Annotated in this window: 23 protein-coding genes and 1 pseudogene; 16 read left to right on the top strand and 8 right to left on the bottom strand. The window is 69.9% G+C overall.

What is annotated here, in order from left to right; all coding sequences use genetic code 11:
• Nucleotides 1-57: 57 nt before the first annotated feature.
• Nucleotides 58-540, bottom strand: a complete 483-nt coding sequence (locus tag NON19_RS02355; protein WP_255924827.1) for a hypothetical protein — start codon at nucleotides 538-540, stop codon at nucleotides 58-60.
• A 230-nt stretch (nucleotides 541-770) separates the two neighbouring features.
• Here NON19_RS02355 and NON19_RS02350 point away from each other — a divergent pair.
• The 7 genes and pseudogenes from NON19_RS02350 to NON19_RS02320 form a co-directional block, all read left to right on the top strand.
• Nucleotides 771-986, top strand: a pseudogene (locus NON19_RS02350) (hypothetical protein); the annotation flags it as partial.
• Nucleotides 987-1087: 101 nt separating this feature from the next.
• On the top strand, nucleotides 1088-1657 hold the full coding sequence (locus NON19_RS02345) for a TetR/AcrR family transcriptional regulator (protein WP_255924826.1): 570 nt from the start codon (nucleotides 1088-1090) through the stop codon (nucleotides 1655-1657).
• A gap of 65 nt (nucleotides 1658-1722) precedes the next feature.
• Complete coding sequence (locus NON19_RS02340) at nucleotides 1723-2907, top strand: GDSL-type esterase/lipase family protein (RefSeq protein ID WP_255924825.1); 1185 nt, start codon at nucleotides 1723-1725, stop codon at nucleotides 2905-2907.
• A gap of 577 nt (nucleotides 2908-3484) precedes the next feature.
• Nucleotides 3485-4495 (top strand): hypothetical protein, encoded by a 1011-nt coding sequence (locus tag NON19_RS02335; RefSeq protein ID WP_255924824.1) that lies wholly within the window; start codon nucleotides 3485-3487, stop codon nucleotides 4493-4495.
• Nucleotides 4496-4672: 177 nt separating this feature from the next.
• Entirely contained in the window at nucleotides 4673-5077 is a 405-nt protein-coding gene (locus NON19_RS02330) for a hypothetical protein (RefSeq protein WP_255924823.1), read from the top strand.
• A gap of 255 nt (nucleotides 5078-5332) precedes the next feature.
• Nucleotides 5333-6553 carry a serine hydrolase domain-containing protein gene (locus tag NON19_RS02325; RefSeq protein WP_255924822.1) on the top strand — a complete coding sequence of 407 codons (1221 nt, stop codon included), beginning with the start codon at nucleotides 5333-5335 and terminating at the stop codon, nucleotides 6551-6553.
• Nucleotides 6554-6771: 218 nt separating this feature from the next.
• Nucleotides 6772-6918, top strand: a complete 147-nt coding sequence (locus NON19_RS02320; protein ID WP_255924821.1) for a hypothetical protein — start codon at nucleotides 6772-6774, stop codon at nucleotides 6916-6918.
• Between the two features lie 251 nt (nucleotides 6919-7169).
• On the opposite strand, the gene rox is transcribed toward NON19_RS02320, so the two are convergent.
• On the bottom strand, nucleotides 7170-8606 hold the full coding sequence (rox, locus tag NON19_RS02315) for a rifampin monooxygenase (RefSeq protein ID WP_255924820.1): 1437 nt from the start codon (nucleotides 8604-8606) through the stop codon (nucleotides 7170-7172).
• A gap of 27 nt (nucleotides 8607-8633) precedes the next feature.
• Nucleotides 8634-9287 (bottom strand): DUF6193 family natural product biosynthesis protein, encoded by a 654-nt coding sequence (locus NON19_RS33570; protein WP_372513981.1) that lies wholly within the window; start codon nucleotides 9285-9287, stop codon nucleotides 8634-8636.
• A gap of 238 nt (nucleotides 9288-9525) precedes the next feature.
• Here NON19_RS33570 and NON19_RS02310 point away from each other — a divergent pair, with 238 nt between their 5' ends.
• The 3 genes from NON19_RS02310 (at nucleotide 9526) to NON19_RS02300 (ending at nucleotide 11739) form a co-directional block, all read left to right on the top strand.
• Nucleotides 9526-10104 (top strand): class IV adenylate cyclase, encoded by a 579-nt coding sequence (locus tag NON19_RS02310; RefSeq protein ID WP_255924819.1) that lies wholly within the window; start codon nucleotides 9526-9528, stop codon nucleotides 10102-10104.
• A 480-nt stretch (nucleotides 10105-10584) separates the two neighbouring features.
• On the top strand, nucleotides 10585-10998 hold the full coding sequence (locus tag NON19_RS02305; RefSeq protein ID WP_255924818.1) for a cytidine/deoxycytidylate deaminase family protein: 414 nt from the start codon (nucleotides 10585-10587) through the stop codon (nucleotides 10996-10998).
• A gap of 327 nt (nucleotides 10999-11325) precedes the next feature.
• A complete protein-coding gene (locus NON19_RS02300; RefSeq protein WP_255924817.1) occupies nucleotides 11326-11739 on the top strand; it encodes a VOC family protein in 414 nt (137 codons plus the stop codon).
• A gap of 104 nt (nucleotides 11740-11843) precedes the next feature.
• Here the strand turns inward: NON19_RS02300 and NON19_RS02295 are convergent, their stop codons facing one another.
• The 5 genes from NON19_RS02295 to NON19_RS02275 all read right to left on the bottom strand — a co-directional run bounded on the left by NON19_RS02295 (nucleotide 11844) and on the right by NON19_RS02275 (nucleotide 15102).
• Nucleotides 11844-12542 (bottom strand): hypothetical protein, encoded by a 699-nt coding sequence (locus tag NON19_RS02295; RefSeq protein WP_255924816.1) that lies wholly within the window; start codon nucleotides 12540-12542, stop codon nucleotides 11844-11846.
• Nucleotides 12543-12906: 364 nt separating this feature from the next.
• Nucleotides 12907-13173 (bottom strand): hypothetical protein, encoded by a 267-nt coding sequence (locus tag NON19_RS02290; protein WP_255924815.1) that lies wholly within the window; start codon nucleotides 13171-13173, stop codon nucleotides 12907-12909.
• 47 nt (nucleotides 13174-13220) lie between these two features.
• Nucleotides 13221-13580: a molybdenum ABC transporter substrate-binding protein gene (locus NON19_RS02285; RefSeq protein ID WP_255924814.1), complete on the bottom strand. Its 360-nt coding sequence runs from the start codon at nucleotides 13578-13580 to the stop codon at nucleotides 13221-13223.
• Entirely contained in the window at nucleotides 13577-14386 is an 810-nt protein-coding gene (locus NON19_RS02280; RefSeq protein ID WP_255924813.1) for an adenylate/guanylate cyclase, read from the bottom strand. Before NON19_RS02280 ends, NON19_RS02285 begins: the two co-directional genes overlap by 4 nt.
• Entirely contained in the window at nucleotides 14383-15102 is a 720-nt protein-coding gene (locus tag NON19_RS02275; protein WP_255924812.1) for a hypothetical protein, read from the bottom strand. The genes NON19_RS02280 and NON19_RS02275 overlap by 4 nt, the downstream gene beginning before the upstream one ends.
• A 111-nt stretch (nucleotides 15103-15213) precedes the next feature.
• Here NON19_RS02275 and NON19_RS02270 point away from each other — a divergent pair, with 111 nt between their 5' ends.
• The 6 genes from NON19_RS02270 to NON19_RS02245 all read left to right on the top strand — a co-directional run bounded on the left by NON19_RS02270 (nucleotide 15214) and on the right by NON19_RS02245 (nucleotide 20688).
• Nucleotides 15214-15894, top strand: a complete 681-nt coding sequence (locus NON19_RS02270; RefSeq protein WP_255924811.1) for a Crp/Fnr family transcriptional regulator — start codon at nucleotides 15214-15216, stop codon at nucleotides 15892-15894.
• A 902-nt stretch (nucleotides 15895-16796) separates the two neighbouring features.
• Nucleotides 16797-17519, top strand: coding sequence for a ferric reductase-like transmembrane domain-containing protein (locus tag NON19_RS02265; protein WP_255924810.1), 723 nt, complete (start codon nucleotides 16797-16799; stop codon nucleotides 17517-17519).
• Nucleotides 17516-18859: an NADH-ubiquinone oxidoreductase-F iron-sulfur binding region domain-containing protein gene (locus tag NON19_RS02260; RefSeq protein WP_255924809.1), complete on the top strand. Its 1344-nt coding sequence runs from the start codon at nucleotides 17516-17518 to the stop codon at nucleotides 18857-18859. Before NON19_RS02265 ends, NON19_RS02260 begins: the two co-directional genes overlap by 4 nt.
• Nucleotides 18860-18864: 5 nt before the next feature.
• The gene (locus tag NON19_RS02255; RefSeq protein ID WP_255925020.1) at nucleotides 18865-19077 is read left to right on the top strand and encodes a ferredoxin; all 213 of its coding nucleotides are present in this window, start codon (nucleotides 18865-18867) and stop codon (nucleotides 19075-19077) included.
• Between the two features lie 238 nt (nucleotides 19078-19315).
• Nucleotides 19316-20332 carry a patatin-like phospholipase family protein gene (locus tag NON19_RS02250; RefSeq protein WP_255924808.1) on the top strand — a complete coding sequence of 339 codons (1017 nt, stop codon included), beginning with the start codon at nucleotides 19316-19318 and terminating at the stop codon, nucleotides 20330-20332.
• A 179-nt stretch (nucleotides 20333-20511) separates the two neighbouring features.
• Nucleotides 20512-20688: a hypothetical protein gene (locus NON19_RS02245; RefSeq protein WP_255924807.1), complete on the top strand. Its 177-nt coding sequence runs from the start codon at nucleotides 20512-20514 to the stop codon at nucleotides 20686-20688.
• The last annotated feature ends 8 nt before the right edge of the window (nucleotides 20689-20696 follow it).

Here is a 20696-nt window from a genome sequence, read left to right as displayed (position 1 = left end):
GTTTCTCCTGGGTCGTGCGTTACGGACGTGCTTGGCGCCGCCGGGGCGGCGGGCAGTTCAGTGGGTGCCAGCCGGGTCGGCCACGGTCGGCATGCCACCCTCCTGGTGCGCCCGCCGCACGTCGGCGAGGTACGCGCGGGAGCACATGGCGGTCAACACGGCGAAGCCGCCGCGCTGGACACGGATCTCGCCGCTGTGCATCCGGCCGACGATCACGATCCGGCGGCCGGCTTGCGCCTGCGGGCGCTGTGTGTCCTTGACCCGTCCGCGTCCGGTGCGCCGCAGGTCCCAGTCGTCGAGCGTGGCGTCGTCGGCGACCAGCAGCTTGAGCACGGCGTGGTCGAGGTCGACGTCGATCCGGATGTCGCCGTCCGGGATCTGCGGGGAGCGCAGGTCCAGCACGGCCTGCCCGCGGTGGGCCCGCACCTCGAACCGGCGGTCGGTGGTCCAGTGCCCGAGGCGCTTGGTCACCGTGGCGTTGGCGGCGATCCGGACCGGGGCGGCGGAGGCGGCGGCCGGGCTGATGCGCGTGGTGCTCATCGGGGTTTCCTTTCCCGAGACGGGCTACTGCTGTGGACTAGCCGGGATCAACTATCCACCCTCAACTAGTCAGTGTCAACTATTTGGGAGGCGAGCCCGGGTGGGGAGGCGAGGTGCCGCATCGTTCAGACAGCCACCGGATCGTCTCGCCACGCGCCTTGACACGTTCGCGCGCGGCCTCGAACTGGAGCGCGTCGGCGGCAACGCCGGGCTCGGCACACCGCGCCAACGCCCGCAGGAAGGCCAGGGGTGGCTACGACGGGGAAAGCCGAGGCGGCAGACCACCTGCCTTCGACCGGAAGACCTACAAGCAGCGCAACACCGTCGAACGGTGCATCAACCGCCTCAAGCAGTGGCGAGGCATCGCCACCCGCTACGAGAAGACCGCATCCATCCACCTGCCCGGACTCCACATCGCAGGAATCTTCCTCGGGTCCGCCCGCTGATCCAAACGAAACTGCCTAGGCACGCGTCCCCTCCTGGCCAGGCGATTTCCTAAATCCTTTAGGCTAATGCATAATCACCTATGCCGGACAGGAGGCACACTATGGCACGCGCAGGACTGACCCCGGAGCGCCTGGCCCGGGCGGGGGCGGAGCTGGCCGACGAGGTCGGCTTCGACCAGGTGACCGTCTCCGCGCTCGCCAGGAGGTTCGACGTGAAGGTCGCGAGCCTGTACTCGCACCTGAAGAGCTCCCAGGACCTCAAGACCAAGATCGCCCTGCTCGCCCTGGAGGAACTCGCCGACCGAGCCGCTGACGCCCTGGCCGGCCGCGCTGGCAAGGACGCCCTGACCGCCTTCGCGAACGTCTACCGCGACTACGCCCGCGAGCATCCCGGCCGTTTCACCGCAGCCCAGATGAGACTCGACGCGCACACGGCGGCCGCCAGCGCAGGTGGCAGGCACGCACAGATGACGCGGGCTGTCCTGCGCGGCTACCACCTGACGGAACCGGACCAGACACACGCGGTCCGGCTGCTGGGCAGCGTCTTCCACGGCTACGTGACTCTGGAGCTGGGGGGAGGGTTCAGCCACAGCTCCCCCGACACACAGGAAACCTGGTCACGGGTCCTGGACGCCCTCGACGCCCTGCTGCGCAACTGGCCCGCCCCCTGACCCCGCACCCCGTGGCCACCAGCGCATCAGAACCACACCAAACCCCGAAACAACAGGCTGAGACCATGCGCACCGAGCACAACCGGATCACCACGCCCATCACCGCGAGCCTCCTGCGCGGCGCCCTCGAGTTGGAGCCCACAGCTCACGGTGTGCTGCCACACCGGCTGCCCGCCCGGGCCCGCGCCCAGTGCCCGGACCACGACGGACAACTCGCCATGGTGGAGGCCCAACCCTCCGGTGTGCGGCTGGTGTTCCGCACGCAGGCCACCGCCATCGAGTTGGACACGCTGCGCACCAAGCGGGTCTACGTGGGCGCACCACCCCGCCCGGACGGTGTCTACGACCTGCTCGTCGACGGTCGCCTGGTCAGCCAGGCCAGCGTGAGCGGGGGCCACACGCTGACCATCGACATGGTCACCGGGACCACTGAGCACCAGCCAGGCCCGGTCGGTACCGTCCGCTTCCCCGGACTGCCGGACGGCGTCAAGGACATCGAGATCTGGCTGCCGCACAACGAGACGACCGAACTCGTCGCCCTGCGCACCGACGCCCCCGTCGAGCCCGCGGTCGACCGCGGCCGCAAGGTGTGGCTGCACCACGGCAGTTCGATCAGCCACGGCTCCGACGCCGCGAGCCCCACCGCCATCTGGCCAGCGCTCGCCGCCTCCCTCGGCGGCGTGGAGCTGATCAACCTCGGTCTGGGCGGCAGCGCCCTGCTCGACCCGTTCACCGCCCGCACCCTGCGGGACACCCCCGCCGACCTGATCAGCGTCAAGATCGGCATCAACCTGGTCAACACCGACCTGATGCGACTGCGCGCCTTCACCCCCGCTGTCCACGGATTCCTCGACACCATCCGCGACGGTCATCCCACCGCACCGCTGCTGGTCGTGTCACCCATCCTGTGTCCCATCCACGAAGACACCCCCGGTCCCACCGCTCCGGACCTCACCGCCCTCGGCGACGGACAACTGCTGTTCCGGGCCGCGGGCGATCCGGCGGAGCGTGCGAGCGGGAAACTCACCCTCACCGTCATCCGGGAAGAGTTGGCACGGATCGTGCGGCAGCGGGCGGCCGAGGACCCGAACCTGCACTACCTCGACGGCCGCGCTCTCTACGGTCCGGACGACGCGGCCGAGTTGCCGCTACCCGACCAGATCCACCCGGACGCCGCCACCCACCGCCGCATCGGCGACCGCTTCGCCAAGCTGGCCTTCGGCACTGACGGCCCGTTCTCAGGCGCCTGACGCGTGGCGGCACCGGACGCGCCTACGGGCATCCAGTACCTCCGCACCACCTGAGCCACACAGCGGTAAGTCCGCGACATTGCCCGCGTCCAACGCGGCATCGCGCCGCGAACTCTCCACGGCCACCACATGAGTTGGCACCGGGTGTCCGGTGCGGACTCCTGTGGTGGCCGCGTGACGTTCGCGCAACAGCAGTGGCGCCGCAGGCGACCTCCGGCGCAGCCAACCGCCACCTCACCGAGCAGGACCGAGTTCGCCCCTTGTTCGCGTCGACGGCACCCATACTTGGTTGAAGTATTGACCGACGCCTGACAACTCGCTACGTTCTCAGCCGCACACCACTCCGCGTGGTGGCACCCATCAGCAACCACCACAGTCGTCCGGCCATCCCCCCACCCAAGGCACGGATTCCACAGCCAGCCCCGCCCGCGCCGCACTCATCTCGGCGAGCAATGTCATGTGCACAACATGCCGAGAAGCCGTGCCCCGCGCCGTCGGCGCATGGCCGTGGGGGCCCGCCCGTCACCAGCGGACGGACCCGATCGCCCCCTGTCGGCAACCCTCACAGAAGGACACCATGTTGCTGAGCACACCCCACACCAGACACATGCTGTCGCGCCGCGCCGGCCTCGCCGCCGTCGCCGCCGCCTCGCTGGCGGCATCCGCCCTGGTCCTGGCCGCGCCCGCGGGCGCTTCGCCGAATTCCGCCCATGCGATGTCCCCGCATTCCAGCGCCGCCCAGGCCACCGCTTCCGGGGGCAACCTCGCGTACGGCGGCGGTGCCGTCGTCACCAACCCCAAGATCTACATCGTCTATTGGGGAAACCAGTGGGGCAGCGGCTCCACGGTGACCAACGACCCGTCCGGCGAAGTCCCGGTGCAGCTGTCGTTCTTCCAACACACCTACGGCAGCGGTGACACCTGGTCCAACAGCCAGACCCAGTACTGCGAAGGCGTCGCCACCGGGACCACCCAGTGCAACGGTGCGGGCACCCCCGTCGGACACCCGGCCTCCAACCCCGTCGCCGGCACCTGGCTGGACAGCTCCACCAACGCGCCGTCGAAACCCACCTCGTCGAGCATCGCCGCCGAAGCAGTCAAGGCGGCCTCCCACTTCGGCGTTTCGGGCGACAACGTCGAGATCATCGTCGACGCACCGCACGGTGTCGTGCCGCAGGGCTTCAAGACGAGCTACTGCGCGTGGCACGACCACACCACCGCGGCGAACGGCGCTGACCTGCCATACACCAACATGCCGTACGTTCCCGACGCGGGTAGCGGGTGCGGCGCCAACTTCGTGTCGACCGGCAGCAGCGGGGTCAACGGCGCTACCGAGGGGGTGACCATCGTCGGCGGGCACGAGTACGCCGAGACCCTCACCGACCCGGCGCCCAGCAGTGGTTGGGTCGACTCGACCGGGTCCGAGACCGGCGACAAGTGCGCCTGGATATCCAGTGGTCAGGGCGCGTCGTCCATCGTCACGTTGAACGGTGCCGACTTCGCCGTTCAGTCGCTGTGGAGCAACAACTTCAACGGCGGCGCGGGCGGTTGTGTGACCCACTACGTCAGCTCGGGCAACCAGGGCTGAGCCCAGTTCCGTACCAGGAGGGTAAGTGAAGTGCCGTCGCTGTCCCCCGCGTTGTGGCTTGGGACAGCGACGGCCGTGCGGGGTGTGCCCCGCAGTGGCGGTGGGCAGCAGGCAAGGACGGCGGTGAGGGTTGTGCGGGGAGCGAAGTCGAAGCGCAGGCAGCACAGGGGGCCGCGAGTGCCCTGTGCGCTGGGCGGCCTGGCGGCGCTGGCCGTGCTGGTGTCCGGATGCGGTCATGAGGCCGTCGCGCAGAGCCCCGCTACGCCCTGCCGCACGCTGCCGCCCGCCCAACTGCCGCACTCCGCGGGCACGCTCACCCAGAGCGACTCCGGGACGTACTGCCTTCACGTCGGTGGGCAACTCGATGTCTTCCTCAGCGCCGACGGCCCGCAGATGTCCGCACGGTGGAGTCCCATCACCAGCTCCGCCCCGCAGCGCCTCGCTCCGGCCAACAGCGGCGTACTCACCCCGCCCGTCGGCGTGACGCCCGGTGTCTTCGTGGCCACCGCGCCCGGCACGGTCCAACTCAGCAGCCGCACGTCCGACGGCAAACGCTGGCAGGCAACCGTGCGGATCGAGTAGGTAAGCGAGTTCAGCGACACACAGGTCGGCCCGATGACTATCTGTCCTGGTCTCGGCCAGGGTCAGTCAGGGCGGGTACGGCTGACGAGGGCCGCGTTCTACGGGGGTTGGCGCCGGGGGTGGACCTGATGCCTCGTCGGGGTGAGCTCGGGGTCGGCTCAGGGGCGATCCCGATACCTGACGCATCGGCGGCTGAGCAGGATGGAGCACGTTCGACAGGACCGCTCAGCAGAGCTGATCTAATGGAGTTACTCCATGAAGCCACTGGCCCACCGTGTCACCGCGCTCAGCCTGGTCGGCGCTGCCTTCGTCGGCCTGACCGCCGGGTCGGGCACACAGGCCTTCGCCGCAACGAGCGCGCGTACCAGCACTGTTATCGCCTTTCCATCTCTCGACCCGTCCGCGCTCCAGGCCGCCATACAGACCCGGCCCACCGACGACACCTCGGGTGCGATCGCCCGGGTCGGTGAGCCGGGCCAGTTGTGGAAGGGCTCCACCATCGACAGCCAGACCGGTCGGAAGATCCCGGACAACGCGCACTTCCACATCGGCAGCATCTCCAAGGTCTTCGAGACCACCGTCATCCTGCAGCTCGCCAGCGAAGGCCGGATCGACCTCGACCAGACCGTCCAGCACTACATGCCCGGCCTGCTCCCGGGCATCTTCCAGCCGATCACCGTCCGAGAGCTGATCAACTACACCAGCGGCCTACCGGACGTTGACGAAGCCAAGCCCGCCGACAACGTCGACGAGACGATCGCGAACCGCTTCCGCTACCGCACCTTCGACGAGATCATCCAGACCACCCTGCGTCCCACCGGCCGCCCGTGGCCCGGCCCGCACTTCGCGCCCGGCACCAAGCAGGAGTACAACTCCCTCGGCTTCCGTATCGCGGGCAAACTCATCGAGCGGATCACCGGCCACTCGTTCAAGGAAGAAGTCACAGCGCGCGTTCTCAAGCCGCTGCGCCTCGACCAGACCTCAGTGCCCGAGGACGACCCCCGGATGCCCCAGCCCTACCTGCACGGCTACATCACCAACAGTCAGGGCAGGGCAGTGGACGTCAGCGAGCAGGGCGGCGACCCGTCCAACATGATCTCCACCCCGGCCGACCTGGACCGCTTCATCACCGCGCTGTTCCGGGGGCGGCTGCTGCCAGCTGCCCAGTTGAACGAGATGTTCACCCTGCCCAGGGACCATGCGGGCAACCTGGTCCCGTTCGTCGGCGGCACCTCCTGCAACAAGCAGGCGTGTTTCGGTGCCGGTCTGATGTCCACCCCACTGCCCGACGGTAGCGTTCTGTGGGGCAAGACCGGCCACGACGACGGCTACGCCAACGGCATGTTCGCCACCCGCGACCTGTCCCTGCGCGGCATCTACTCGGTCTCCAACCTCAGCCTCGACTTCGGCGCCCCGACCCCGCTGGCCAACCGGCTGCTCACGGCGGTCCTGACGCCCGCCGCCTCTCACGGCTGAGGAGCTGGCCCCCGTCCGCGTCCGCCGAGTGGTTTGCCAGGAGTACCTCGCCGCTGTCGGGTTAGGGGAAGCGAAGAGGCGAACGCACAACGAGTAAGGGGGCGAACGCCATGACGCTACCGTGGCGTGAGGATGAGCACTGGCGCCGTCGGTACCCACAGGCCGGGCCCGACTGGACGCAAGGGATGCCCCAGGGAGCGGCAGACCCGTTGACCCCCATGGGGCGAGTCGAGCAGTACGGGCGGATGGGCAGTGCACTTCGCGGCGGTTACACCGCTCCCTGGCAGCAGAAGGTGATGTGGGCATTCGTCGTCGGCGCGGCCGCCGTCATCCTGGTCTCGGTCCTGCTGGTGGCCTTCGGCTGACGGTCGACACCACGAACCGCGGCCGGGGAACTACGCCGGGGCGTACCACAACGGTCACGTGGGCGCCCCCGGCAACGGCCCCCCGGGAGGCGGAGCGGGCGAGCTACCCGCAGGCTGTCGGCTACTGGCCGCTGTTGGGGCTACGAGTGGCCCACACCTCGACGAATGCGCCCCGGTCAACGTGGTCGACTCACCACCGTCTCGCCTACTCCGTCACCACGGCCCCGCCCCCGCGAGCCACAACTGCGCACTCAACTGACCGCGGCGCCGAACCACTTGGACAGCTGGCTGAGCAGATCGCACTGATCTTCTCCGACCCACGCCACATGGCCGTCCGGCCGCAGCAGTACCGCGGGGACATCCAACTCCTCACTTACGTCGACGACATGGTCGACCCGATCCGCCCAGCCCGCCACCGAGAGCTGGCCGGCCTGGTCGAGCAGTAGTCCGCGGCCGCCATGCGTCAACTCGTAGAGACGGCTCTGCTTCAGTTCCACGTCCCGCAACCGTCGGCCGAGCAGTTCGTGGCCCTCGCCGAAGTCGTAGCGGACGCCGACCGCGGTGATGATCCCGGTCACGTACCGGTTCACCTCCTCGAAGTCCATCAGCTTCGAGAGCAACTCCCGCAGGGCCGTCGCCCCCCGATCGGTTCCCATCAGCGTCATCTGCGCGCGGGTGTTGTCCAGCACCTGGCTGCCCACCGGGTGACGCTCGGTGTGGTAACTGTCCAGCAGCCCCTCCGGCGCCCAGCCATTCACCTCGGCGGCGAGTTTCCAACCGAGGTTGAACGCGTCCTGGATGCCGAGGCTGAGCCCCTGCCCGCCGGTCGGCGGGTGGATGTGCGCCGCGTCGCCAGCCAACAGCAACCGGCCGACGCGGTAGCGCTCGGCCTGCCGGGTGGCGTTGCCGAACCGGGAGAGCCACCGCGGTGAGTGCGCGCCGAAGTCGGTACCCGCGAAGGCCCGCAGCTGCTGCTTGAACTCCTGGAGGGTCGGCGGGACCATGCGGTCCTCCGCCACTCCCTCGGCGGGCACCACGATGCGGTACACCGCCTCGTTCCCGTCCACGTTGGGGATGGCACCGAACCGCAGTTGGGTCTTGCGGACTTCCGCGACGACGGCGGCGATCGTCGCCGGATCCTCGGTGACCTCCATCTCGCCCAGCAGCGTCTCCACCGTGGCGGGCTCGCCGGGAAAGCCGACGCCGAGCCGCTTGCGCACCGTGCTGCGGCCGCCGTCGCAACCGACCAGGTAGCGCGAGCGCAGCTGCGTGCCGTCGGCCAGCTCGACGGTCACCCCGTCCCCGCCCTGGCTCAGGCCGACCACTTCGCAGCCGCGCCGGATCTCGGCACCGAGCTCGACGGCACGCTCGTTGAGCAACCGCTCGGCGACCGACTGCGGGATGGTGAGGCCGTACGGGTGAGCCGTGTCCAGCCGGTCCGGCCACGGCTTGTGGATACCGCCGAAGAAACCGCCGACCTGGAACTTCTCACTGACCGCGAGGAACCGGTCCAGCAGCCCGCGCTGGTCCATGATCTCGACGCTGCGCGCGTGCAGGCCACGTCCGCGGGACTGCACGGACGGCTCGGTCAGCTTCTCCAGGACGACCACGTGCACGCCGTGCAGCCGCAACTCACTGGCCAGCATCAAGCCCGTCGGTCCACCGCCGACCACGATGACGTCAATCATCACGCCCCCCATTCACGAGATTGGATGTCAGCCAGCTACTCCGCGCAGACCGGGACGCCCACCCGCGCATCCACGTGCCCACGCGCCCCGCGCTTCCGCGCCGAGTGCCCGCAGACGCACTGCGAGTCTTCCGGAGGTTCGGCGTCCCCCAAGGCCCCTACAGCGCCAAAAACGCACGTGTTCCGCGGGTCCCTGATGTCCACAGATTCTGGCTTCGATCGGAGATTCTGCGGCACGACCGGGGCCTTGCCGCAAGACCCCTGGTGCGCTATACATTGAGAGTGGCAAGGAGTGGGCACTCCTTGCCTTTCTCTTTGGTCGTCCGTTTTTCGTCCGGTTTTTCGTCCGGTTTTTCGTCCGCTGCGGACGGACATCCCTCACACAGCGGCAGCGCGCGCCGCATATGGCGGAACGTTGATACGGGAGCTGCCAGCAGATGCCTGCGCATCCGAGCGCGGCTTCGAGATGACTGTCGCGTAACGCGAGGTCGTGGCTCGAGACGCTGCTTCGTTGACTCACGTCGGAATCCGGTGCGCGAGGGCTGGAGCGGAGCGACCGGTGGCTCGTGAAAGGAAACATTTGCCGCAGCTTGGGCTCGGCCAACGCAATCCCGGCGACCTTGAGGATCAAGCGTGCCTGCGTCGCCTTGTCCGCCTCATGGTGTAGGTCTTCTAGGACCAGGCTTCAAGGCCGGGTCGTCAAACCGGAGAGGAGTTCGACTCCTCGGCTCCGCGACGGCGAGACGTGCCTGCGGTCGCCAATTCCGGGTAGAGGTCTGGATCTGCGGGAGTTGGTGGCTCATGGCGATCAGAACGGGAGGATTTCGGGGTCACCGCCGCCGTCTGACTGATGCCTGCGCCCAGGATGCCGCTATCGCAACGAGACTGATCACGAGTTCTGCACCAGGAGGTCGATTCACATGCCTGGCAAGTTGGTCGAGGTGGAGCGTAAGCGCCAACTCCCCGACGGCGGGGAGCACTTGGAGGCGCTGCTGGCCAATCTGGGCTGGCAGGCCGGACCGTCGGTGGCCGAGGTGGATACGTACTACTCCCGGCCGGACGTCGACTACCTGGAGACGATGGAGTGTCTCTGGGTGCGGCAGCGCGGCGAATCCACGGAGATCACCTACAAACCGGCGTCCGATGATGGGGCTCGCGGTGCGACGCACATGGTGTCTGGGCCGGAGACGAACCTCGTACTCGGCCCTGGGCAAGCCGCGACGGCGGAGGAAATGCTGGTGCGCATCGGGATGCGCCTGCTTGTGCGGCTGGAGAAGACCCGCACCGTCTACCGGCATCCGGCATACCGGGAGGTGGTGGTCGCCATCGATACCGTGGCGGGCGTCGGCAGCTTCGTGGAGGTCGAGGTGCTGAGCGCGGACGCCGACGACGCCGCGGAGTTGGTGGGACAGGTCGAGGAGCAACTCGACCTGCTTGACTGCCCGGCGGTGGATCTGCCCTACAGGGACCTGGCTCTCAGCCGGGCGGGCACTGGCTGAATGGCTGCCGTCGCAGCACTCCGGCAAGGGCACCCGTCACACCGGACGGTTGTGGTCGCACGCTCGGTTGTCACCCGAGAGGGCAGTCTCGGGTGACAAGCACACGCATCTGGGCGCTGCCAGGCTACTTCGGCCGGTGGCGCCAACGGAGTTCGGGCCACGTCGGCCTGGTTGAGCGCCCGTACGGTCGCTGGGCTGTTCAGCCCTGGGGGTCCGCAGGCGGTTCAGGTGCGGAAGGTTCCCCGGGCCGGTACCGGGGCCGTCACTGAACAGGGCTCCTGGTTTCAGGATGCGCGCAGTCGGCTGGCAGACATGCCGGGCGCGAGACGGACTACTCCGAACGGGTGACTGTGAATAACGGCGGGCCCCTGCGAGGCCTCACATAACATCATCTGGGAAAACAAGCACGCCGCCGATATTCGCTTGCGGGGCCTCGTCACCCGGGTCACCGTCACCTGACACCTGACGAAGGCAGAGAAGATGACCACACAGACCCATCCCGTCGACCACGAACTCATCCAGGCCGCAGCGCACGTCGCCCGCACTCGCTGCCGGGGCGACAACCACACCGTGGCAGCCGCGGCCCGTGCCCGGGACGGCCGGATCGTCACAGCGGTGAATGCCTACCACTTCACGGGAGGGCCCTGCGCTGAGCTGGTCCTCATCGGCGCGGCAGCCGCCGAGGGCGCCTACGAGTTGGACACAATAGTCGCCGTGGGCGACCGCGACCGAGGGGTTGCTCCCCCGTGCGGCCGGTGCCGTCAAGTCCTCCTTGACTACTTCCCCGCCCTCAAGGTCATCGTCCGCGAAGCCGACCGCATCCGAACTGTCCCTATCACCGACTTGCTGCCCGACAGCTACGTCTGGGCCGACCACCAGCTAGAGGCCGAGTAGACCGCGTCACTCAGCATGGGCTGAATCCACCAGCCGACAGCAGGGCGAACGTTGCACGATGCGGCACTAGCTCCGACGGCCGCACTCCCAACCACAGTGGGAGACCCGATGCACCGGGAAGCCGACGCGGCGCGTGTGCATCGGCCACATCTGCGCCTCGACCGCAAAGCAGTCCTGGATGTGCGGGTGTTCGTGGCCCCTTGGGGGCGATGTCGATCGGGCAGAACGGTGAGCAGCCGGGCGCTGTGCGGAGATGCTCCGGCCGTTGTCGGTGGCCCGGCCTAGGCTGGAGGCATCCGAACGTTTGCTCCGACTCTGGAGGTTCTTATGGCCTCGCGGCTCAACCCGTACCTCACCTTCGGTGGCGATGCCCGGCAGGCGATGGAGTTCTACCGGGAGGCCTTCGGCGGCACGCTGACGCTGCACACTTTTGGCGAGTTCGGCCAGGCCGACGCGCCGGAGGCAGACAAGGTCATGCACAGCATGCTGGAGACGCCGACAGGCTTCGTCCTGATGGCTGGCGACACCGCGCCGGGGATGAAACACACTCCGGGCAACAACATCTCCGTGAGCCTCAGCGGCGACGACGGTGCCGAGCTGCGTGGCTACTGGGAGAAGCTGTCCGCTGGCGGCTCCGTGGCCGTGCCTCTGGAGAGACAGATGTGGGGCGATGTCTTCGGCATGTGCACGGACCGGTTCGGTATCCCCTGGCTGGTCAACATCAGCGAGCCGCAAGGCTGATCGGCAGGCCGCACCAGCACAACGGCATTGAGGTGAAGGGGGCCTTTAGGACTCCCGCCCGGCCGGGCACCCGGCGGGGCGGGAGCGATGCGGGACGTGTCAGCTCAACCGCCGTCGCGGCGAGGATGGGCTGACGCGTCGGCCACCGTTAACCGCTCCGGGCGCCCCGGGGGGACGGTGACCGGGGTTGGCCCGCAGGGCGCCGCGAGTTGGCGGCGTAGGAACGGCAGCAGGCCGCGTTCCCACAGCGTGGCCTGCCACACCGCGCGGGCGTGCGCGACAGCCGGATCCGCAAGGGGCGGGGCGCCGGGACCCGACGGCGTGCGGGCGGCGGCGGCCACCAGTGCGATGGCGCCGCCGAGCGCCACCACCGCTGAAACCAGCGCGGACGTCCACCCCGCGATCACCAGCGAGCGCGCCAACTCCAGCTGGCCGGTGGTGAGTTCCAGACCGTAGCCCAGCAGCAGGAACACGGCTGCGGCAACACCGGCCAGTGGCGGGACCAACGCGGCCAGGATGGCGGCGAGTTGTGCCCGACCACGCCCTGCGGGCGTCGACCCGGGCGGCCATGGTTGCGCCGCTGCGGCCGCCATCCGCCGCCGAAGGTAGGCGGCGTACTCGGCGGTGGCGCTGGCCGCGATCTCCGCGCTCGCTCGCATCGCCAGGGTCCGCAACTGCTCGGCGTTGACCACGCCGCGAGTGCGCCGCAGCGCCTGTCGGATCTCCGCGCAGTTCAACGCCTGGTGCACGAGTCGTTCGAAGTCGGCGCCATCCTCGCGCAACAGGCGGTCAGGGCAGGGCATGTGCCTCCTCTCGGCCAGCGCGGCGCATCGGTGGTCCCGAGCGGCGGGCGTCGCGACGGGCCACGCCCTGGGTGCAGGCAACGGCGGGAGGTGATGGACGAGCCATGGGAAACCTGCCTTCCTTGGAGAGGGGGGAAGGCAGCACGCTAACCTCCGGGAAACGGGCACAAGCACGTGTCCCGGGGGCGATGGCGGGTTTTATGGCCTGCTTAAGGAGGAGTTGCGGCCGGGTTAACGCTCCGGGGACGCATCGTGTCCTGACTGGTTGTTTCTTTCCTTGGCATCGGCGGCGACGGCCGGTGGTTTGGGGGCGTCGTCCCAGGCCGCGCGGGGTCGCCGCCCGGAGCCGTGGCGCGCGGCGCGGTCAGCTCCTGGCCGCCGCGATCACCGTGAGGAGGATCAGAACCAGCCCGACGGTCAGTGCCGCGATGCCCCCTCCCAAGATCCAGCCGCGGTAGTCGACCAGCGTCTCGACCGCGCTGCACTTGAGGTTGACCGACTGGTCGCCGAACTGGGCGAGTCGGCCGAGGAGCGACGTGCACTCGTCGTCGTACGTACGCAGCCGCGGGATGGCGAAGAGTCCCACGGCGGTCAGCACCGCCCCGAGGAGTGCCAGCCGGATACCGTTCATGAGTGCCCCCGTGAGGTCTTCGTGGTGGGTTCGGGGTCGTGGCGCTGTCACAGCGTGCCGCCCAGGCCGAGCGGGTGGCCGCACAAGTCGGCGATGTGCTCGGTGGCGGCCAGCAGATCCGCGCCGGTGGTGGAGTTGGACCCGGCGATCCGGTGCAGGCGCGCCGCGTCCGCCGACAGGTCGGGCGGGCCGGGGTAGCGGGAGGTGAGCCCCGCCAGGTCGCCGGTCTGATGGAACAGCGGGTCGTCGAAGACGCCGTTCGCGGCCAGCATGCGGTCGCCGAGCTTGTCGAAGCTGCGGCATACCTCGGCCCTGGAGGACGGACCGGACTCACCGCCGCACCCGGCGAGCGCGACGGTGGCGGTGACCAGTACCAGGGCCGCGAATGCGCGGTGGGGGCGGATCATGGCTTGCGCCACCCCCAGCGGCGGCGCTCGCGGCCGACGGTGATGTCGCCGTTCGCCACCAACCCGCGGGAGATGGACAGGTCACCGCCCGAGGTGAACGACACGCCCCCGGGGCGCGGTTCGGCCTCCGTCCGCCGGTCCGCTGCCGCCGTGTGCGTACGGGCGGCGATCGCCCGCGCGGTCGCGTCGTCGCCCGGGACACGCAGCCAGGCCCGCGTCCGCGTCTCCTTGACGGCCACGTCCACGGGATGGAACGCCCCCGGGTCGAGGGCAGGGTGGCCATCGTGGGCCACGGTCTCGTACAGGGCCTCCGAGACCAGCAGGGCGCTGTCGCCGCGCGCCGCGGCGAGCGCCTCGCGCAGGGGTGCGCTGTCGGCGAGCCGGACGGCGTGGTTGACGGCGTGGCCGCCGATGCCGTGCTCGTCGAAGCGCACGTCGCCCGCGTGCGCGGCCACGCGTAGGCGCAGCGGCGGGTCGCCGCGGTGGCGGCGCGCCAGCCCCGCGTCGAGCGCGTGCAGCGCCTCGCCGAGGACGACCGCCTTGGGGACCTGCGGGGGAACGACGAGCAGCACGCCGTCGCCGCGGTCCTCGCACATGCAGGCCCGCCACGCCGCCGGGCCGAGCGCGGCCCGCAGCACCTTGTAGAGGTCGTCGCGGGTGCGCATCTGCTCGCGGTCGCTGCGCGGGCCGAACCCTTCGACGTCGGTGACCAGGACGAGTGCGTGCCGGGGCGCATCGTGCGCGGTGTGTCCGGAGGCGGGCCGGAGGCTGGTGCCGCGGGCGGGCAGGTTCGGTTCGGTCGTCATGGCAGCGGGATCCCGCCCAGCGTGAGCTGTCCGCTCTGCGAGTCGACGAGTGAGAGGAAGACACCGCCCGCCAACTCGGTCATGGCCGCGTAGCCGCTGCCCATCTGCCAGCGGCCACCGGACCAGGTGAGCGGTACGGTGCCCTGCTCCTTGCCGTTCCAACTCACCGGGACCTGGGCGCTGGTGCCGGACAGCCGCGGGGTGCCTATCTGGACCTGGTCGACGCGGTCCCGGTAGGACTGGGAGCGGCGCTGGAACTGGCCGCCCATGGTGTTCTGGCACCCCGAGTCGGTGGGAGCGGCCAACGTGCACCACGCGGCGGGGTCACCGGCCTTCTCGGCGGCGCGGATCTGACGCGCGGTGTCGGTCGCACCCCGAGCACCCGGCTCGCTGACCACGGAGGTGTCGACGCCATCGCCGCCGGAGCCCCCGCCGATCTGCGTCAGGGCCACCCCGCCGCCGACCGTCGTTCCGGCCGCGAGAAGCACCAGCAGGGCGAACCCGACAGGGTGGCGCTGCTTCAAGGTGTTCTTGGTGGTGTGCTGGCTGTTGTCCTGAGTGATGTCGCCGTTCGCGATGAGGTTGCCGTCGCCGAAGGTGGCGTCTCCGCCGGTGTTGAACGTGATGCCGCTGTTGCCGTTGGCGCTGTTGCCGACGGTGGCGTCGCGGTTCACGCTGCGGTCGGCTGACCGGTTCTGTCTCAACTGTTCAGTCACGTGTTTCTCCTGGGCCGGTCCGAGTGGGGGTCGCAGCATCACAACAGCTCAGGAGTGACCGAAAAGCGTCAACTGCCGCATAGGGAGTCACTATCGGATGACACTTGCGGCATGTCACCGGTGAGGTTCTGGGACCTGCTGACTGAAGCGGAGCGCGCCGAACTGGTCGGCTCCGGCCATAGCCGCCGCTTCCACAGGGGCGAGCGTGTGTTCTCCGAGGCAGAGGACGACGGCAGCACCGCCGTGATCGCCAGCGGCAAGTGCCGGGTGGTCGCGCACGGGGAGGATGGGGTGGGGACGTACCTGGCGCTGCGCGGCGAGGGCGACATCATCGGTGAGATGGCGGCGATCCGCGGCGGCCCGCGCAGCGCGACGGTCACAGTGGTCTCGCCTCTGGTGATGGCGCACGTTTTCGCCAAGGCCACGTTCCACAGACTGCTCGCGGCGCGCCCGGCGCTGACGGCGCATCTGCTGGTCGTGATGATCGAGCGGCTGCGGGAGGCGGACCAGTGCCAGGCCGATCTGGCCGTCGCCTCCACGGAGTTGCGCTTCAACCGGCTTCTGCTGCGGCTGGCCCGGGCCGAGGGCGTGCACACGCGGGACGGGGTGGAGATCGCCGGGGTCACGCAGTTGGACCTGGCCGGTTGGTGCGGCATCAGCCGCGAGTCGGTGGGACGGCACGTCAGGCGACTGCAGAGCAACGGCGTGCTCGCCGCCGGGCGCAGTAGGGGGCGGCTGGTGGTACGTGACCTGGAGGCGCTGCGGCACGGCACGCTGCTCACGCCGTCGTGAACTGAACTGCCGCAACTGCTGGTCAATCCAGCAGGCGCCCAGCCATCGGCTGCGTCGCTCCCGCCAGACTGCGCAGAGCGGAGCAGTTCCAACAAAACAGTCACAAACCGCCACAAGAGCTGTAGGCATCGTTTCCGGCCGAACCAGCAGCCCCCGCGAAGCCCGCAGGACTTCGCGGTCCGACGATGCGGAGGCGCACGTCACGGCCATCGAGCCGAAGCGCCGCCAGTCGGCGGACCGATGTGGCCCGGCTACTACGAGACCTGGGTCACAGAATTCGGCCACCTGTCCACATACCGGGTTACCGTGCTGCGGAACTCACCGATCTGTGTCGATCTCTGCCGGTTCAAAAGAGAGACCGGCCGGATCCCGGTGGATCCTTGCGCACGCTGGTGGATGGACATCCCCCGTGCGGCCACGGGCCGACAGGCCGTGTGGCGCCCCTGCGTGGATCACCGACGGCTGACGAGGAGGAGCCATGTCCCACTCCGACCAGGCCCCGGACGACAGTGCGGTACGGCGGCGCGACCGAGGGCTGCGGCGGGTGGGAAAGGCGACCCGCTGGGCCGCCGCGTCCGCCACCGTCGCTTTCGTAGCCCTCGGCGCCGGGTACGCCCATGCGCTGCCGGGGATGTCTTCGGCCTTCGCCAGCAGCGCTGTCCGTCCCGCCACCGCCTCCCCCTGTCCGCGGCCGGGCGCGCCGACCTCCGCCGCGGTTTCCTCGCCGTCGGCCGACCCCGCCGGGGCACCCGCCTCACCGCAGGCACCGACGCGGACGCCGCCTGTACCTCCGATTCCGTCGCACTCCGCATACCGAGCGTCATGACCGGCACCGCGCTCCCACCCGTCGCGCTCTGGCTGCCCTCCGGCAACAGATCCGCGGCCGACACGGGAGACATCCGATGACCGGCATCATGCAGTTCGCCGCGAGCGGTCCCCGTCCCCTGTGGTACGCCACCCGGGCAAGCGGCACCATCGCTCTGCTGCTGCTCACGGCGACCGCCGTACTCGGCATCGCGGTAGGAGGCCGCTACGCCCCCCAGCGGATCGCCCGCTTCGAGATCAGCGCACTGCACCGCAACCTGTCGGTGCTCACCCTCGCCTTCCTGGGACTGCACATCGTCACGACGATCGCCGATCCCCTCGTCCCGGTGAGTTGGTGGGCCGCGGCGGTGCCGTTCGTCTCCTCGTACCGGGCGCCGTGGCTCGGGCTGGCCACAGTCGCTTCCGACATGTTGCTGGCCGTCGCGGTCACGAGCGCCGTACGGCTGCGCTTGGGTCGGCGCCGCTGGAAGGCGGTGCACTGGCTGGCCTACGCGGCCTGGCCGGTGGCGCTTGTGCACGCCACGCCGGGTACGGACGCGCGGTTGCCGCTTCAGTTGGGGCTGTACACGGGATGTCTCGCGGCCGTCGTCACCGTGGTCTGCTGGCGGCTGTACCGGGCGGGCCCCGGTCGGGTCGCGGCCCGCCTCTCGGCCGCGTTGACCGCGCTGGCGGTTCCGGCCGCCTTGGGCGGATTCCTGTTCTCCGGCCCGACGCATGCCAGGGGTGGCGCGCCCGCGACACCGTTGACCGTCCGATACGGGCAGTCCTCCGCCCGCGCACCCCACGGAGGCTCCCCATGACGGAGCAGCCCGCTGTCCTCTCCAGCACCAGCGCTCTGGACGACCTGACCGGACCGCATGGCGCCCGCCTGTTGCACGGCTGGTTGACCACCGGCGGACCCGCCGACCTCAACGAGCACCTGAACAGGTACGGGCCGCCCCCGTTGCCGCGCACCACCCGCCGCCGGACGGTCGCACCCCTCGTGCGAGCGGTGGAGGACGCGGGACTCACCGGCCGTGGTGGCGCCGCCTTCCCCACCGGCCGCAAACTGCGCACCGTCGCCGAGGCGCGCGGTCCCGCCGTGGTCGTTGCCAACGGTATGGAGAGCGAGCCTGCCAGCCGCAAGGACGAGGTGCTGCTCGCCCTCGCACCGCACCTGGTGCTGGACGGCGCGGTACTGGCTGCCGTCGCCGTGGGGGCGCAGGTGGTGCACCTGTGTCTGCCCCGCACCCGGCAGGACCAGATACGCCAGCTCGCCGAAGCCGTACAACAGCGCCGCCAGCGCGGCATCGACCCGGTTCCGACGCAGGTGCACGCGCTGCCCCACCACTATGTGTCCAGCGAGGAGACCTCGCTGGTGAGCTGGTTGAACGGCGGTGACGCCCGCCCGGCGGTCACTCCGCCGCGCCCCTTCGAAAAAGGGGTCGACAGCCGCCCCACCCTGATCGACAACGTCGAGACGCTCGCCCACATCGCGTTGATCGCCCGGTACGGTCCGACGTGGTTCCGCCGCGCCGGTCGGCCCGAGGCGCCCGGCACCACACTGGTGACGCTCTCCGGTGCCGTCCGCCAGCCCGGCGTCTATGAGGTGCCGATGGGGCTGCCGCTCGATGCTGTGCTGGACGTCGCCGGGGGCCGGTCCGCACCGCTGGGCGCGGTACTGCTCGGCGGGTTCTTCGGCAGTTGGCTGGCGGCACGGGAGGCCATGGCGGTGCCGTTCACCAAAAGCGCGCTGGCCGAGGTCGGCGCGGGACCGGGCGCCGGGGTGGTCATCGCGCTGCCGGAGAGCGCCTGCGGCTTGGTCGAGACCGCGCGGGTGCTGGAGTACCTGGCAGCCCAGAGCGCCCAGCAGTGTGGTCCGTGCCGACTGGGACTGCCCGCCGTCGCCGCCGACTTCGCCGAACTGGCCGCTGGCGGTGCCGGTGACCTGGAGCGGCTGGAGCGCAGGGTCGGCCTGCTCCCGGGGCGCGGCGCCTGCCGCCATCCTGATGGGGCGTCACGGCTGGCCGCGACGGCGCTGCGGGTCTTCGCCGAGGACGTCCGCCACCACGTGCGCAACGGTCCCTGCGCAGGTGCCGAGCGCGAACCAGTGCTCGGTGTGGGCGCATCACACGCGCCCGAAGGACGGGACTGGCGGTGAGCGGCATGCCCAAGCGCCACTCCCTGCGCGTCGATCCCATCTCCTGCGACGGCCACGGCCTGTGCGCGGAACTGCTTCCGGAGCTCATCGGCCTCGACGAGTGGGGTTACCCCGTGCTGCGGGCCACCGAGGTCCCGGGCACGCTCCTCGACCACGCGCGCCGCGCGGTCGCAGCCTGCCCGGTACTGGCCCTCAGGCTGGACCGAGCCAGCCGCTGACCCGCCCATGTACCCCCGGCAGCGGTCAGCGCGGTCAGGGGTACATAGACCTGGGCGCTGACCCGTCCCTGTACCCCCGGCAGGGAGAATTCAAACCATCGGCCGACGGATCTTCCGGTCGGTATCGCAGCAGGCGTGGGCGAGTTGGCCGGAATACTGACGGTGCCTGTCGCGTTGGACAGTCGGTTGCCAGGCGAAACCACGCGTCTGGCGCTCTATCGCGCGGAAAGGCACTCACATGGCCACAGACGTAGCGATACCCCAGCCCAGCGATGGCGGATCGGCTGAGGGCCCGTCCTCCCGCCCGCGCCGAGGACTCGTCCTCGGCGGCGGCGGAATCCTCGGTGCGGCGTGGACGATCGGCGCACTGTGCGCGCTGGAGGAAGCCCTTGACTGGGATCCGCGCACCGCCGACGTGATCCTCGGCACCTCCGCGGGTGCCATCATCGCCTCGGGCCTCGCACTGGGGGTACGTACGAGCGAGCTGCGCGACCACCAACGCGGCCTGGAGGTAACCACCGGCCCACTGCGCGGCGTGCGCGTGGACTACGACACCTGGGTCGGAGGCGCCCGACCGATGCGCCCCGGCATGGGGATGGGTTCGCCACGCCTTCTGCGAGGGCTGGCTCTGCACCCACGCCGCCTCCCACTACCGACCATGATCGCCGCGCTGCTCCCTCCAGGACGCGGACCACTGCTCGGCGTCCGGTCCGCCTTCGCAGCGCTCAACCCGAGCAACGCCTGGCCCGCGGGCGACGCGCTGCGCATCGTGAGCGTGGACTTCGACAGCGGCGACCGCGTCGTCTTCGGCACTCCGGGGGCGCCGCGCGTTGGATTGGCCGACGCGGTCGTGGCCTCGTGCGCATTGCCTGCCTGGTTCGCACCGATACCCATCGACGGGCACCGCTACATCGACGGCGGCGTCTGGTCCGAGACGAACCTGGACCTCATGGCGCCGGGGGGGTTGGACGAGGTGTTCGTGCTGGCGCCGACCGCCACCCGGACCACCGACCAGCCCCACGGCGTGGCCAACCGGCTGGATCGCCGCCTGCGTCACACCGCCAGCCGACGCGTACTACGCGAAGCCAAGCTGGTGCGCGACGCGGGAGCAAAGGTCCGGATCATCGCCCCCAGCCCAGCGGATCTGACCGTGATGGGCGCGAACCTGATGGATGCCACACGGCGCCTGACCGTCCTTGAGACATCTCTGCGCACCACCGCCGCCTTGCACCCACCGGCCGCCACACGCCGGTAACCGCTTCCCACGCTGCCAGGCACGGCATCGCTGGGGCGTCAAGCGTGCCGACCCGCGGCGGCGGAATCGGTGTCAGTCGTTGCTCTCGGCCGACTCCTTCCTTGCACTGGACATCTCGCGTGTGGCTCGTCAGCCTGGAAAAGAGATGCGCTCCTGGAATTGACTTCAAGGAGGCAACCATGAGGCTGGGCAGAAAGCTTGCTGTGGGTGTCGTCGAGGAAACCGAGCGGATACCCGAGTCCGAGCTCTCGCGTGATGGTGCCGACATCCCGCCGCGAGGCGAAGCCGAAGTCAGTGCACCGTCCGAGGAGCGTCCGTGCCCGGAGGAGTTCGCCAGCAGCGCCGCCGACAGCTAGGCCATGGT

It is taken from the genome of Streptantibioticus rubrisoli (assembly GCF_024436055.1).
GTDB lineage: Bacteria > Actinomycetota > Actinomycetes > Streptomycetales > Streptomycetaceae > Streptantibioticus_A > Streptantibioticus_A rubrisoli.
The sequence above is the reverse complement of the archived record's forward strand: the minus strand, read 5'-3'. Positions and strand labels throughout refer to the sequence as shown.

Coding starts and splice junctions, on each gene's coding strand:
- NON19_RS02285 (WP_255924814.1), bottom strand. CDS start 13,580: ATGATCCGCCCCCACCGCGCATTCGCGGCCCTGGTACTGGTCACCGCC.
- NON19_RS02250 (WP_255924808.1), top strand. CDS start 19,316: ATGGCCACAGACGTAGCGATACCCCAGCCCAGCGATGGCGGATCGGCT.
- NON19_RS02335 (WP_255924824.1), top strand. CDS start 3,485: ATGTTGCTGAGCACACCCCACACCAGACACATGCTGTCGCGCCGCGCC.
- NON19_RS02325 (WP_255924822.1), top strand. CDS start 5,333: ATGAAGCCACTGGCCCACCGTGTCACCGCGCTCAGCCTGGTCGGCGCT.
- NON19_RS02270 (WP_255924811.1), top strand. CDS start 15,214: ATGTCACCGGTGAGGTTCTGGGACCTGCTGACTGAAGCGGAGCGCGCC.
- NON19_RS02320 (WP_255924821.1), top strand. CDS start 6,772: ATGGGGCGAGTCGAGCAGTACGGGCGGATGGGCAGTGCACTTCGCGGC.
- NON19_RS02255 (WP_255925020.1), top strand. CDS start 18,865: ATGCCCAAGCGCCACTCCCTGCGCGTCGATCCCATCTCCTGCGACGGC.
- NON19_RS02300 (WP_255924817.1), top strand. CDS start 11,326: ATGGCCTCGCGGCTCAACCCGTACCTCACCTTCGGTGGCGATGCCCGG.
- NON19_RS02245 (WP_255924807.1), top strand. CDS start 20,512: ATGAGGCTGGGCAGAAAGCTTGCTGTGGGTGTCGTCGAGGAAACCGAG.
- NON19_RS02345 (WP_255924826.1), top strand. CDS start 1,088: ATGGCACGCGCAGGACTGACCCCGGAGCGCCTGGCCCGGGCGGGGGCG.
- NON19_RS02260 (WP_255924809.1), top strand. CDS start 17,516: ATGACGGAGCAGCCCGCTGTCCTCTCCAGCACCAGCGCTCTGGACGAC.
- NON19_RS02265 (WP_255924810.1), top strand. CDS start 16,797: ATGACCGGCATCATGCAGTTCGCCGCGAGCGGTCCCCGTCCCCTGTGG.
- NON19_RS02280 (WP_255924813.1), bottom strand. CDS start 14,386: ATGACGACCGAACCGAACCTGCCCGCCCGCGGCACCAGCCTCCGGCCC.
- NON19_RS02340 (WP_255924825.1), top strand. CDS start 1,723: ATGCGCACCGAGCACAACCGGATCACCACGCCCATCACCGCGAGCCTC.
- NON19_RS02355 (WP_255924827.1), bottom strand. CDS start 540: ATGAGCACCACGCGCATCAGCCCGGCCGCCGCCTCCGCCGCCCCGGTC.
- NON19_RS02290 (WP_255924815.1), bottom strand. CDS start 13,173: ATGAACGGTATCCGGCTGGCACTCCTCGGGGCGGTGCTGACCGCCGTG.
- NON19_RS02295 (WP_255924816.1), bottom strand. CDS start 12,542: ATGCCCTGCCCTGACCGCCTGTTGCGCGAGGATGGCGCCGACTTCGAA.
- NON19_RS02310 (WP_255924819.1), top strand. CDS start 9,526: ATGCCTGGCAAGTTGGTCGAGGTGGAGCGTAAGCGCCAACTCCCCGAC.
- NON19_RS02305 (WP_255924818.1), top strand. CDS start 10,585: ATGACCACACAGACCCATCCCGTCGACCACGAACTCATCCAGGCCGCA.
- rox (WP_255924820.1), bottom strand. CDS start 8,606: ATGATTGACGTCATCGTGGTCGGCGGTGGACCGACGGGCTTGATGCTG.